This window comes from Paenibacillus sp. FSL H7-0714 (assembly GCF_038003765.1).
Taxonomy (GTDB): Bacteria; Bacillota; Bacilli; order Paenibacillales; family Paenibacillaceae; genus Paenibacillus_AQ.
The window spans coordinates 1,290,350-1,304,213 of sequence record NZ_JBBOPT010000001.1 but is presented as its reverse complement, the minus strand read 5'-3'; the positions used below and the strand labels follow the sequence as shown (position 1 = coordinate 1,304,213).

Annotated in this window: 11 protein-coding genes; 2 read left to right on the top strand and 9 right to left on the bottom strand. The window is 44.4% G+C overall.

Annotated features, from left to right (window positions below):
• Positions 1-79: 79 nt before the first annotated feature.
• The 6 genes from pbfA to NST34_RS05715 are packed head-to-tail and all read right to left on the bottom strand — an operon-like array spanning position 80 to position 6,770.
• Positions 80-1,435, bottom strand: a complete 1,356-nt coding sequence (gene pbfA / locus NST34_RS05740) for a (R)-1-hydroxy-2-aminoethylphosphonate ammonia-lyase (protein WP_341127343.1) — start codon at positions 1,433-1,435, stop codon at positions 80-82.
• Entirely contained in the window at positions 1,425-2,240 is an 816-nt protein-coding gene (phnX, locus tag NST34_RS05735; RefSeq protein ID WP_060621568.1) for a phosphonoacetaldehyde hydrolase, read from the bottom strand. The genes pbfA and phnX overlap by 11 nt, the downstream gene beginning before the upstream one ends.
• Entirely contained in the window at positions 2,237-3,331 is a 1,095-nt protein-coding gene (gene phnW / locus NST34_RS05730) for a 2-aminoethylphosphonate--pyruvate transaminase (RefSeq protein ID WP_076298382.1), read from the bottom strand. Before phnW ends, phnX begins: the two co-directional genes overlap by 4 nt.
• Positions 3,332-3,355: 24 nt before the next feature.
• Entirely contained in the window at positions 3,356-4,357 is a 1,002-nt protein-coding gene (locus NST34_RS05725) for an extracellular solute-binding protein (protein ID WP_341127342.1), read from the bottom strand.
• A gap of 48 nt (positions 4,358-4,405) precedes the next feature.
• On the bottom strand, positions 4,406-6,025 hold the full coding sequence (locus tag NST34_RS05720) for an ABC transporter permease subunit (protein WP_341129508.1): 1,620 nt from the start codon (positions 6,023-6,025) through the stop codon (positions 4,406-4,408).
• Positions 6,018-6,770, bottom strand: a complete 753-nt coding sequence (locus tag NST34_RS05715; RefSeq protein WP_341127341.1) for an ABC transporter ATP-binding protein — start codon at positions 6,768-6,770, stop codon at positions 6,018-6,020. Before NST34_RS05715 ends, NST34_RS05720 begins: the two co-directional genes overlap by 8 nt.
• 197 nt (positions 6,771-6,967) lie before the next feature.
• On the opposite strand from NST34_RS05715, the gene NST34_RS05710 reads away from it, so the two are divergent.
• Positions 6,968-7,741, top strand: coding sequence for a DeoR/GlpR family DNA-binding transcription regulator (locus NST34_RS05710; protein WP_339801095.1), 774 nt, complete (start codon positions 6,968-6,970; stop codon positions 7,739-7,741).
• Between the two features lie 294 nt (positions 7,742-8,035).
• Positions 8,036-9,379, top strand: coding sequence for a methyl-accepting chemotaxis protein (locus NST34_RS05705; RefSeq protein ID WP_339801092.1), 1,344 nt, complete (start codon positions 8,036-8,038; stop codon positions 9,377-9,379).
• Positions 9,380-9,471: 92 nt separating this feature from the next.
• Here the strand turns inward: NST34_RS05705 and NST34_RS05700 are convergent, their stop codons facing one another.
• The 3 genes from NST34_RS05700 to NST34_RS05690 form a co-directional block, all read right to left on the bottom strand.
• Positions 9,472-11,700: a Tex family protein gene (locus tag NST34_RS05700; RefSeq protein WP_341049858.1), complete on the bottom strand. Its 2,229-nt coding sequence runs from the start codon at positions 11,698-11,700 to the stop codon at positions 9,472-9,474.
• Positions 11,701-11,818: 118 nt separating this feature from the next.
• Positions 11,819-13,018: an MFS transporter gene (locus NST34_RS05695; protein WP_341127340.1), complete on the bottom strand. Its 1,200-nt coding sequence runs from the start codon at positions 13,016-13,018 to the stop codon at positions 11,819-11,821.
• 171 nt (positions 13,019-13,189) lie between these two features.
• Entirely contained in the window at positions 13,190-13,798 is a 609-nt protein-coding gene (locus NST34_RS05690; protein WP_341127339.1) for a TetR/AcrR family transcriptional regulator, read from the bottom strand.
• Between the last annotated feature and the right edge of the window lie 66 nt (positions 13,799-13,864).

Sequence of the window (13,864 nt, the reverse complement as noted above, 5' to 3'; positions counted from 1 at the left end):
TTCATTCCTTAAACGACAAAACAGGTTTCTCCCCCCATGTACGGAGCGGAAGAAACCTGTTTTGAAGCTTGCCTATCTCTCAACTATATTTACACAATCCTTCATCCAGAAGATTAACAGCAAAAGTTAATTGCTCTTCAGATACAATAAGCGGAGGATGCCAAGTGATGCAGTTTCCTCCAGCCAATTTAAAAGAAAGACCCTTCTCCAAGCAATAATACAGTACTCGCTCAGCTAATTCCTCATTCTTCTCTTTGGTGTCTCTGGACTTCACAAGTTCAATAGAAATCAGTAGTCCAGCAATACGGATATCTCCTATGCAAAGATGTTTAGCCGACAGAGTGTCAAGCTTCCCTCTTACAAATTCAGACCTGCTGATACATTGTTCCTGCAGATTTAAGTCATCGATATAATCGATGGTGGCACAGATCGCTGCACTTCCTAACGCCGGTTTCTCATGGGTATAGTGCCCCAAAGAAATATCCCCCGCACAATCATATTGCGTTCTGGTAAGCACCGCTGCTTGCGGGATCACCCCTCCACCTAACCCTTTTCCTAGCACGAGGATATCCGGTTCGATATCGAAATTCTGATGGACGTAGAACCTACCGCTTCGCATCAGCGCTGTAGGAATCTCATCAAAAATCAGTAGAATCCCATATTCATCACATATTTTTCTTAACCTTGTGAAATAAGAGATAGGCGGGATATGCGTATCCGTCGCCCGAATAGGCTCAAGTAAGATCGCCCCGATCTCTCCCTCATGCTGAATCATATATTCCAGATAGTCGAGGCAGAAGGTAGCCACTGCTTCATCGGAATGACTTCCCAGCAGGTTGCGGTATACGTTAAAAGGAATGGCTTTCAGCATTCCTGGCATTTGCGGGCCCATGTCCTTTTTAAACACGTATTCTCCTCCGACAGCGATTGTGTCCAGCCCCGCGCCATGGAAGGACTCCCACATGGAGATGACCTTATGCTTCCCCGTCCATTTGCGAGCAATCTTAAGGGCTAGACCTACAGCTGCACTTCCGGAAGGCGTAAATAATACTTTATAGTCCTTTGAGGTCGTTTTGTTGATTAAAGCTTCTGCAGCTTTCACTGCAATATCTGCCGTAAATCTTCTTGGAATGAACGGTAGCTCGTCGAGCTGTTTTTTCACAGCTTCAGTTACGTATGGATTCTTGTAGCCAATCTGATGAATGCTATTTCCATGAAAATCAAGATATTTGCGTCCATTCACATCTGTGATATAACATCCCTCAGCATCTACGATACTGTTCAAGCACGGCGTTGACATGGATTGTCGCATATATGCACGCTCGTCCGCTTCGATCCTATCTATACTCACAGCGCTTAACTGGGTCATCCACTCTGTCCGCAAGGGGCTAAAGTTGATGTCACCTTCTCTTTTCAGCTCATGATTATCTCGCATAAGGTCTGATTCCTTGAGAAATCAGTACATTGATTCGCCCAATCAGCTGAGGCAGCTCACTCATCGATTGAATCGTAAAGTCTGCCCCGTTTTGAATAAAAGAGGTTTGTGTCGCTGAGATCACCGTTTCCTTCTCCACGTCTGAAAGTGCATTAAATTCCTCCTGGCTTAAGCCCATTTCAGAGCTTCCAATGATTACACCTACGGACCAGACGCCTGCATTAACACCTTCTTGAATGTCTGAAATCGTATCGCCTACCTTAACAACCTTCCATGCTGCCGATAACTTTAAAGCTTCCATATTATGATAAATCATATACGGGTAAGGTCTTCCCAGTGAATGCGTTCCATCTGGCGTGATTACATAATCCGGTTGATAGCCCTTCCCAGCGGCATTCGGAATTACAACATCCATCATGGACTCTGTATATCCAGTGGTTGAACCAATCTTTAGTCCTTGGCTTCTGAGCACTTGGACGGTCTCAATAACCTGCGGAATCGGATCAGTATATTCGGATAAGGATGCCATCAGAGCCGGTTCGAATTCAGCATACAGGTTCTCTACATCCTGTTCAGTAAAAGCTCTGCCATACTTTTCTTCCCACAAGGCACCTACTCTTGGCATGGATAACATCGCGCGGATATGATCTATTTTCAGCATCCCCATAGGGGCTCTAGCTTCCTGCATCGTAACTTCAATCCCAGCCTCCCGAAAAATATCAAGGAAAACATTCACCGGTGCAAAGCAGCCAAAATCTACCGCTGTTCCTGCCCAGTCCAGAATTACGCCTTCGACTTGATTCATTGTGTCATTCCTCCCATGTATGCTTCGATAATATTACATAAGTTCTGAATATCTTCTTCGTAAATCTCACCAATATTCCCAATCCGGAAGGTGTCGTGCTCCGTTAATTTGCCTGGGTAGAGGACGTAGCCTTTTTCTTTCACATATTCATAGAAATCTTCAAAGCTGAATGTCTCGTTCGGAAAAAGAAAGGTGGTTATAATAGGAGACTGCTTATCGTCTGTGATATACGCCTCTATTCCTATTCTCGCAAGTCTTTCTCTCAGTATGCGGTTATTATTCTGGTATCTTGCTGCCCTTGCAGGAATGCCGCCTTCTTCGATCAGTTCTTCAATCGCTTTCGAAAATGCAGCGACTACATGGGTCGGAGACGTATAGCGCCATTTCCCATCTGCGTCCATCGCCATCCATTGATCGTATAGATCAAGTGATAGACTACGTGCATTCCCTTTACATGTGAGCAGCTTATCCAGCTTTGCAATGACAAACCCAAATCCCGGAACACCCTGAATACATTTATTGGCGCTGCTGATTAAATAGTCAATTTCAAGCCCAGGTACATCAATCTCTATTCCACCGAAGCTGCTCATCGCGTCGATAATTAATGTTTTATCGTAGGCTTTTGCCAGTTGTGAGATCATCTCAAGCGGGTTAAGAATCCCTGTCGTCGTCTCGCAATGCACCATCGCAATGTGCGTAATGGCTGGATCCTCTTTAAGAATCCCTCTAAGCTCTGCCTCTTGGGGGAATTCATTATATAGGGCACTATACACACGATAATGGAGTCCGATATATTGCGCCATTTGCACAATACGTTCTCCGTAGGCACCGTTTGTAATAATCAAAAGCTTATCATCCGCTGAAATCGCCGTAGTCAGCACAGATTCCACTGCAAACGTACCACTACCCTGCATGAGAACTGCCGTATATTCATCGTTCGTTGCCCTTGCCAAATCCAGAAGTCTGGATCTGATTTGTTGTGTAATGTTCTTATAGTCCTGGTCCCAAGTACAACGGTCAAAGAGCATTTGCTCTTTGACCGTGTTAGTAGTTGTCAATGGACCGGGTGTCAGCAATTTATAGTTGTTCATGGCCCTTCACTCCTTGTTCTAATCTTATTTATTTTCTTTAAAGAATTGTTGATGTTGCTCCAGCAGTTCCACAGTCAACGGCTTAACAAATTTCATACTGTGTGCAGGCTTATGGATATCACTAACCGTTTCATCTTTATATAGAGCCACTGGGTAATTTAGAATTAAGTCTTTTCTAGCATCTTTAATAATGGTTTCTGCCATTTTCATAGCCAGCTCTGTTGTTGCATCGTCTTTTTTCACCACGGCTACGGATTCTGTAAGCGAGAAGTTACCTTCCGTTGGATCTACATAGTCAATCGGTGCGCCTTCTTCTTTAGCTAATACTGCCTGATGACGAAGTCCAAAGCCTGCAGCTACTTCTCCTGCTTTTACCTTTTTAATCGGACCGGAACCGGAGCTTTCCAGATGTGGGCCTACATTTGCAACTAAATCATGCAGAACCGTTTTACCTTCTTCTTCCCCGTATTGCGAAATAATCGCCTGAACCAACAACCAGCCTGTCGAAGAGTCCATAATGTTCGGAACAGATACCAAGCCTTTAAATTCTGGTTTTGTTAAATCCTTAATGGACGTTGGCATCGCCAAGCCCTTATCTTTAAGCACCGCTGTGTTTACAAAAATAGCACCGGTATTCGCCAAAATCGGCGTATAGTACGCTGGATAGGAATCTAACGCGTTAGTCGTAAACGATAGTTCTTTAAACATGCCATGTTTCTCTTGCGCACTTTCTACAAAATAAGAGCTCATCGTGATCAGATTAGCCTCAATTTTGTCTCCCTCTGCCATCAGCTTTCCACCCAGCTCAGAAGTGCCCAAGGATTGAAAGAGATATTGCCCTTCGTACCCCGCACCTTTTAGCGCAGTCTCCATAGAGGCTACAGCTTCTTCATCCGCATTGGTCAAAATCACTACTTTACTCGCATCACCCGCTGCTTTATTTCCACAACCTGCTAATGTGAACACCAAACTCAAAGCCACGATAGACAACATAATTCCTTTGAATCCCTTAATTCTCTTAGACATAATTTCTCCCTCACTTTAACTGGTTTTTTTTATATTTAAAATCGTTAACTAACGAGAGTTTGATTGCCGTTTCTGGAAATAGTCACCTAGGAGCTTAATGATAAGGTTGGTGCAAAAGATCAGGATGGATAGGACAAACACCTCATTAAATTTGGCGAAATGCTGCAGCTCTTTTATTTTGCTGGCAACTACCGAGGTTTGGGCAGTCACTAGAAAGATAATTCCGCTAATGGTCACCATCGCATTGATAAAATAGTAGCTGACCATCTCGATCACTGTGGATGCAGAGTTCGGTAGAATGACGCGGCGGATCGTCTGCAGCCAGCTGTCACCTAATAACTCAGCAGTGGTTTCCCACGATGGATTCATTTTCGCCAGAGAGTTCTTTGCCATCAAATAAGGAGTCGTAAAGTAATGAACAAGGGTACAGAGCACAAGAATCGTAAAGGTTCCTTTGAGACTGCTGTTATTGAACAGAAGTAGATACGACAGACCAAGGACCATACCCGGTACCGTGTTCGTCACCATCGATAGGATGTCAAAAGTCGCTTTCCCTTTTATAGGCGTTCGCACATTGATGATAGCCGCAGCATAAGCCACGATCGTACCTACGATTGCCGTCAGTCCTGCTACGAGCAAGGAATTTTTATATACATTGATTAAATCGCTTGATTGAAAAACATCCACAAAATGCTTGAATGTAAACGTAAGATCATAAGGATAGCCATTCATCAGTGGTGCAACGAACATGACTGCAAATACAGCAAGTAGCCCGATTAGAATCACGGATGAGATTAGTCCAAGAACCGAATCTCTGCCTTTATTCGGGATCATCTCGATTTCAGTCACCTTGTCATAATGGAAGTTGAATTTTTCAAGATACGTTAACAGTACAACCCCGAACGCCGCCGGTATTAACATCAGGACAGCAATAACTGCCCCATTGTTGAAATCCGGTATAGCCCCAAGCATGACCTGATACAGCTGAGTAGCAACCACGTTATACGTCCCCCCCACCGATGCAGGGATCCCAAAATCCGTGAAGCTTAGGATAAAAGAAAGAACAAACGCCCCTCCCAAAGTGCCCCACAAAGGCCGAACGATCGTGTTCATGAAGCTTCGCAGCGTCCCATCCCCCATAAGCTTGGATACGACGATGAACTTTTTATCAATGTACTTGAACGAATTATGAATCAGCAGGAAAGCAGAAGGTAAGGTATAAATTACGTAGCCTATCAACAGACCATTAAATCCATAAATCTCGAATAAATTCCGTCCGAAGATTTTAGTAATCAGTCCCTGGTTGCCAAAAGAGTACATTATCGCAAACCCATAAGTAATCGTAGGCAGCAGCATAGGAATCAGAATTCCAGTTCTAATGATGCTTTTTAACGGGCGATAGATTCTTGTACAGTGGATAGAATAGGCTAGGATAAAAGCTAGAACCGTCGTGATGAGTGCCGTAACACCAGAGACCTTCATACTATTTCCGATGGACTCTCGAATCTCTTGATCTGCCAGAATGGTGAGATAATTAGATACCGAATAACCTTGGCCCGTTTCAAACGAGCGGATAAATAAAACTGCCAGTGGCAAGATCAGGAACACGATAAATAACAATACGATTGGGATAAAAATGATCCGCATTTCCGGTTTAGCTTTAGGCATAATGTTCACCGAACAGGTTATAGATATTTTCCCGTTTCACTTGCAGTTGCCCCAGAATAAATTCTTTTACAAAATCATTGCTAGGTTGTTGAATGATCTCTTGAGGTGTTCCGAATTGGGCAATATGACCTTGATTAATGATAAGAATTTTATCCGACAGGGTTAAAGCCTCTTCTGGGTCATGGGTGACGATAATCGTTGTAAGCTTATATTCTCTGGCGATGGATTTAATCCGAGCTTTAATAGATTCCTTGATGATTCCATCCAGTGCGCTTAGAGGTTCATCGAGCAGTAATAATTTGGGCTTCATTACGAGTGTTCTTGCCAAAGCCACCCTTTGCTTCTGCCCACCCGATAGAGCGCCGATCTTCTTCGTTAAATGCGGCTTTAATTCCAGAAACTCGATATACTCCTGAACCTCATGCTCCAACGTTAATCCCTTTTTATTTTTCAGACCATAAACGATATTTTCGTAAGCATTAAGGTTGGGGAAGAGCGCATAATCCTGGAACACTATATTAAATCCGCGTTTCTTCATGGGTACATTGCTTAAATCTTGATCATTAAAAATGATTTGCCCCTGCTCCATCTTTGAAAGTCCCAAGATGATGTTTAGCAAGGTGGTTTTGCCACTCCCGCTGGGGCCGAGTAAGGAGACAATTTCCCCTGCTTGGATGTCTAGACTAATATCCTCTAGAACAACCTTGTTATCGTAATGCTTGCTTATGTTTTGTAATTTAAGCAAAGGTTCCACCTCCTCAAGTACAACCTCAGTATAAAAAGGTTTTGTTTTTGAGGATAAACAGTTACGTAAAATGTATGTAAATTATAAATAAGTTGTGAGTATATTATAAGTATATCATGACTAACTTAGAAAGGAGTAGTTGCTACCCAATATTAATCCCTTTATACTTCAACTATCGAAAGCGATATAAACTTTGAATGGGTGATTACATGTTTCCACTGGAAAGACAAAAGAAAATCATAGAAATCTTAATGTTCAAAAAGGTTCAGAAGCTGCCGGAGCTAGCAGAAGAGCTTAATATTTCTATCGATACCCTTCGCAGAGATATCAACCTGCTGGACAAGCAAGGGAAGATCAAGAAGATTTATGGTGGAATTAAACTGGTGGAATCGGAGTTTGCTGAATCTCCAATGGATGCGCGGATGGTCGGTCACTTAGAGGAAAAGAAAATGATCGCCCAAAAGTGCAGCGAATATATCAACGATGGGGATTGTATCTATCTGGACAGCGGCTCTACCACCTATCAGATCGCCAAATATATCAAGAATAAAAAGAATCTCACGGTCATTACGAACTCCATTCCTGTGGTAAACGAGCTGATGAACAGTGCGGTTGAGCTTATTATCATTGGCGGAAAGGTCCGACTAAATGAGCAGTCTGTCATTGCATATGATTATCTATTTAATTTCAGTGAATTAAATATCCTTAAGGCTTTTATTTGCGCAAGCGGCATTACCCTTGAAAAAGGCATCTCCGACTATAACCTGGAGGAAGCCCAAACGCGCAAAAAAATTATCGATCTCTCCAAAGAAGTTTATGTTGCTGCTGACCATACTAAATTCGGGAAAGATGTGACCATCGGCATCGCCTCACTCGATAAAATTGGGTACATTATTACCGACCGTAATATAGATCGAAGCTTCCAGCAGAAGTTTAAAACCAAACGCACGAGCTTGATAATTGCGGAATAATATTACAAAAGAAACCTCTCTCGGATCTGAATGGTTGTGTGGTACTTCCATTTTACCTAAGGGAGGTTTTTTTCGTGTTTTTTTAAGGATCGCAGACACTTACCTTAACATCATAGACATCATTTCGTGAATCTCTTAAACTTAAAAATCAGAAGTACTATTACATTATGGAGTGTGAATATGCCCTTGAATCAGATGTCCGAATTACACCAGAGAAACAAATTAATTATTTACTTGTTTTGGGGCTGTTTGTTGTTCGGTTCAATTTCGCTTTACAGATTTCCACAAACAATCATGGCGATTATATCAGCAGCAGTCCCCCTTGGATTATTGTGTACGGTACTAATTTGGAAACGTGTGGCTACACCCTATATTATGTACATAACAGCTATTGGCTTTAATATCATTACATACTTCTACATCGATGCAGGGGCAAACATCATTAGTACGTTAATTCTATACTGGGGTCTAGGCATCGTATCCCTCTATCACAACTATCGCCCATTGCTCCTTAATGGAGTGATAGCTTGCATCTTACTCAACTATTTTCTGATGACCAAACCCGCTTTCGAATCCGTTGATGCCTTAAGTGTTAACGTTTTTCTCATCATGATGATACTGGTTCTGATCTATCAGAGTCAGATTGGTGCGAAAATGTTCAAAAATATGTCTAAGAGCAGCAACGAAGCTGAACGTGCCAGAGCGGAAATGGAGACCATCCTTACAGGTGTTACTGAATCCGTAGGAGTTCTGAGTCAATCTAGTAATCTAATGCATAACAACGTACTGACAACAGATCGAATTTCCAAAGAAGTCGTAACCGCCTTCCAAGAGATAGCTAGTGGAGTAGAATCACAAGCACAGAGTGTTAGCGATATCTCAAATGCTATGCAGCAGTTAAACGAATCAGCTATGCAGGCAAATGCTGCCTCCGTCTCCATGAGCAATAGAAGCCGTGAAACGGATCAAATTACGCAAGAGGGGCAAGATGAAATCATTCGCTTAACTGGAACTATGTCTGAAGTTACGGATATCGTAACGAGTACTGCTGGCTTGATGACACAAATGAATGAAGAAAATCAGAAGATTGAATCGATTGTTTCCAGCATCGTAGGAATTGCTGAGCAGACGAATCTTTTGTCGCTAAATGCTTCCATTGAAGCCGCTCATGCGGGGGAACACGGCAAAGGTTTCGCAGTCGTATCCAATGAAATCCGAAAATTGGCACAGAGCTCCCACAATGCATCGGCGGACATTGCCCGGATTCTCAGAAGCATTCAAAATAATATTGCCCAGGTTGGCGATATGGTTTCTAACGGGTTGCTAGTTGTAGAATCAGGAAAAAATTCCACTGATGATATCGCTCGATTATTCGAGGGCATTCGAAATAATACACACCAGGTGCTTGAACAAGCCGAAGACCTGAAGGATAGGAGCGATCATATCCGGCATGCATCCACCCTTGTACTCGGCGAAGTTAATTCAGTGGCTGCAATTACCGAAGAGAATACCGCAGCTATTGAACAAGTCCTCGCTAGCGCTGAGGTCCAGCAACAACATGTTTCTGAAACGGTGATTAGCATCAGCAATCTAAATGAGTTAGCTATTAAGTTAGACAATTTAACGAGATCTTCATAGATACAGCTGTTTGTTTCAATACCATTCAGTCAAAAGAAAAAGCCATCTACTCCTCACGAAGTAGATGGCTTTCTTTGTTCACTTAGTTCACTTTAGCTAAGACTTCCTGCCTCAACACGCGGCGGACGCATGGTCAGGCTGACCCGGCCCTTCTTCAGGTCAACACCCATCACCCAGACGGTGACATTATCTCCTACGGAGACAACATCCATCGGGTGCTTCACAAAGCTGCCGCTGAGCTGGGATATATGCACCAGCCCATCGTTCTTGATCCCGATATCGACGAATGCGCCGAAATCGATCACGTTGCGGACGGTTCCCTGCATTTCCATGCCGGGAACCAGATCCTCGATCTTCAGCACGTCGGTGCGGAAGATCGGCAACGGCAGCTCCTCGCGCGGATCGCGGCCCGGACGCTGCAAGCTCTCCAGGATGTCGCGAAGCGTTGGCACGCCGACATCCAGCTTCACAGCCAGCTCCTCGGCATTTTGTGCCTCCAGCTGTGAAGCCACTTCTTTGCTGCCAAGCTTATTTACATCGAGGCTTAGCTCGCGGAACAAGCGATCCACCACCGGATATGACTCGGGGTGAATAGGTGTGCGATCCAAGGTGTTGTCTCCACCTGGAATCCGCAGGAAGCCGATACATTGCTCATAGGACTTCGCACCCAGACGAGGGACCTTTTGCAGCTGCTTCCGAGTCGTGAACTTACCGTTCTCTTCACGATATTTAACGATATTTTTAGCAATTGTACCGTTAACGCCAGCCACATAAGAGAGCAAGGCAGGAGATGCCGTATTTACATCCACGCCCACATGGTTAACCGCCGATTCTACGACAGCCTTAAGGCTCTCTTCCAGATGCTTCTGGGAGACGTCATGCTGATACTGACCCACACCGATAGCTTTCGGATCGATCTTCACCAGCTCCGCCAGCGGGTCCTGCACACGGCGGGCGATAGAAGCTGCACTACGCTCTGCTACATCCAGATCCGGGAACTCCTCCTGCGCCAGCTTGGAAGCAGAATAAACACTCGCACCAGCCTCATTAACGATCAGGTAAGCCAGCTCTGGATCGCCAATTTCGGCGATCACTTCTGCCGTAAATTGCTCGGTCTCACGAGAGCCTGTCCCATTTCCGATCACGATGAGCTGAATGCCATATTTAGCAATTAGTTCTTTAAACTTAGCAGCAGCTTCAATTTTCTTGTTGTTCGGCGGCGTAGGATAGGTCACGGCTACTTCAAGCAGCTTACCAGTATCGTCTACGACGGCCAGCTTACAGCCGGTACGATAGGCAGGGTCAACACCCAGCACACAGCGTCCCTTAACGGGCGGCTGCAGCAGTAGGCTACGTAGATTACCAGAGAAGATCGAAATCGCTTGGTTCTCACCCCGTTCGGTCATCTCCCCACGAACCTCACGCTCTACAGAAGGAGCAATCAGGCGCTTATAGGCATCCTCAGTTACTGCTTCTAGCAGTTCCTTCACTGGGGATGGCCCTTTAATAATCTTCCGCGCAATGTAGGCATGAATTTTGTCAGTGACAACCTCAATGCCTACCTTTAATATATTCTCACGTTCACCGCGGTTAATAGCGAGTATACGGTGAGGTGGCATTTTGTGTACAGGCTCACGATAGCTATAGTAGTTCTCGTATACGGATTCCTGCTCTGCATCCTTAGCTTCAGACACAAGGATGCCCTGACTTGCCGTATATTGCCGAACCCAAGAGCGGATCGCAGGATCATCTGCAATGTTCTCGGCGATGATATCCAGTGCACCTTGAAGCGCTTGATCTGCGGTCTCCACTCCTTTTTCAGCATCTATATATTTCGTAGCCTCAGTTTGTGGGTCACCTTGTCTTTGCTGCTCCATCATCCAGTTTGCAAGCGGCTCTAAGCCTTTTTCCTTCGCAACACTAGCACGAGTCTTACGCTTCTGACGGAAAGGACGATACAAGTCCTCCACTTCCTGCAGCTTGACCGCATTGGTGATTTGTTCATGAAGTTCCTTCGTCAGCTTGCCCTGCTCTTCAATATTGCGGATAACGTCTTTCTTACGTTCTCCCAAATTGCGAAGATAAGCCAGGCGCTCTTCAATATCACGCAGCGCATTCTCGTCCAGCTCACCCGTCATTTCTTTCCGGTATCTGGCGATGAACGGAATCGTATTCCCCTCATCCAGCAGTCCAACCGTTGTACGCACCTGCTTCAGGCTAATGTTCAATTCCTTGGCAATCGCTACAGTAATCAATTCCTGCTCCCGCTGTGCGGCCGCCTCATCCGTAATGACTCCCGTATTGCTGTTATCTACCGTCATTAGTATCCCTCTTCCCGTACACAATCTGCTTATACAATTCTTGTTCTCATAACTAAAATAGTATCACAGATCGGCTCTGTTCCAAAGTCCAGCCTAGAGAGGAGGTAGATTGGGTGGTTTACGCGCGTTGTCCCATTCCCCTTTTTCCAGAACTAAGTGACAACATAAAACATAATGCTAGAACAAACGCCGCTGCCACATATGGAAAGTTAATACTTAGATCAAAAAGATACCCTGCAACGATAGGCCCTGCGATATTTCCAAGACTCGTATAAGCAGAGTTCATTCCTGCTACGAAGCCTTGCTGCGTTTCCCCCGCCATCTTGGATAACTGGGTGCCTACCGCTGGTCGAAGAATATCCATAGCCAAGAATACGACAAAGGTAATCGCACAAATCGCCCAGAAGCCACTTACAAACAGCGTCAACAGAATAAACATTGCAGCAGTTATAAGGCAAGTGGAGATTACCTTATTCTCGCCGAATTTATTCAGAATCCAGCCAAACGCGGATACCTGCACCACAGCACCGGCGATTGAGCCAAAGGTAATCACAAAGGCAATATCTTTAGGGGTAAAGCCAAATTTATGGTCCACGAACAATCCGAATACCGTTTCATAGTTAGCCAATCCAAAAGCCATAACAAATACAATAATTAACCCGAAAAAGTAAGGTTCACGATAAGAACGCATCAATTGCGTGAAGAAGCTCTCCTGATTATTTTTAGATAGCTTCGCTTCCATCCGTTTCTCTACAGACAGAGACTCAGGCAAGATCAAAACTGTGATTAGAGCTGCGATCCCAGCCGCACCAGCCGCACAGAAAAAGGGTACCCGCATGCCAAGCTCAGCAAGATAACCGCCAATCCCTGGACCGATAATAAATCCGGTAGTAATGGCTGCATTAATAAGCCCCATGCCTTTCGCTCTCTCTTCAAAAGAGGTCGTGTCCGCTACATAAGCCATAACTGCTGGCATAATTAACGCAGCGCCTACACCACCGAGCAGTCTTGAAACGAACAAGAGCCAGGACACATTCGCCAGACCAAAGAGCAGCTCTGAAAAAGCAAACACGATCAGACCCGCAACGATCACTTTTTTTCGGCCAATTCTGTCGGATAACCTGCCCGCGAATGGCGATACTACTAATTGGGCAAGGGAGAATGAAGCCACTAACAGCCCAACGGTACTTCCTGTGATCCCAAGTTCATTCATGTAAGTAGGCATGATAGGGACTACAAGTCCGATCCCTGTAAAAGCAAGAAAAATATTAAGCATAACAAGTAGCATAGCGCCCCTGTTTCTAAGTAGTAATGACATTGTGTTAACCTCCGTAGTTTCTAAAGCCAAGTCTTCAAATAGTTTCCCTGTAGAGACCGACCATCCGGTCTAAATTATAGCAAAAAAATAATCCTTCTAATCCGGTGCCTTTAAGAAGCTTCAGCCTTCTTGATTCCTGAATGTAAAGCTCCTTTCAAGCCCCATTATATCTTACCCCGTATATATCCCTTGTAATAACAATCGTACTGATTCCCGGTAATATTTTTTTATATCATCCGGAGTCTTTTCAGGAATAGAACATTCAGCAGCTCTTCCGATCCCTTCGAGCATACCATTTACAATAATCACATAATCCTCTAAATCACCCTTAATAAAACACCCCGTGTCCATGCCTTCCTTCAGAAGATCACGACACGCATGCGAGGCAGCCTCATATAAATGAGCAAGCCGCTTAGTGATTTCCTCCGGATGAACTCTGCTTCTTGAGAATTCCTCAAGTGCCCGAATCAACGGATTCTGAAAATCATTTGCATAGTGCTCGGCTAAAGCATATAAACGCTCCTGAACACCAACAATTTCATTCTTCTTATCTTCCCACGCCTGTAACCACTGCGCGGTATCCTCTTCTACCACAAATAGAAAAAGTTCATCCTTGCTCGGAAAATGATGATATAAGCTGCCCTTACTAACATTCGAGGCTACGCAAACTTCATTCATTGTTACAGCTGCATACCCCTTCTGAACAAACAGCTGTGTGGCTTTAAGTACAATTCGTTTCTTTGTTTCTTCTCCGTCTGAACGTCCTCTGATTCTAAGCACCTCCTAAACCGACCGTACGGTCTAATACTATCAGATCATTTTGTAAAAGTGAACCCCTAATCCTTT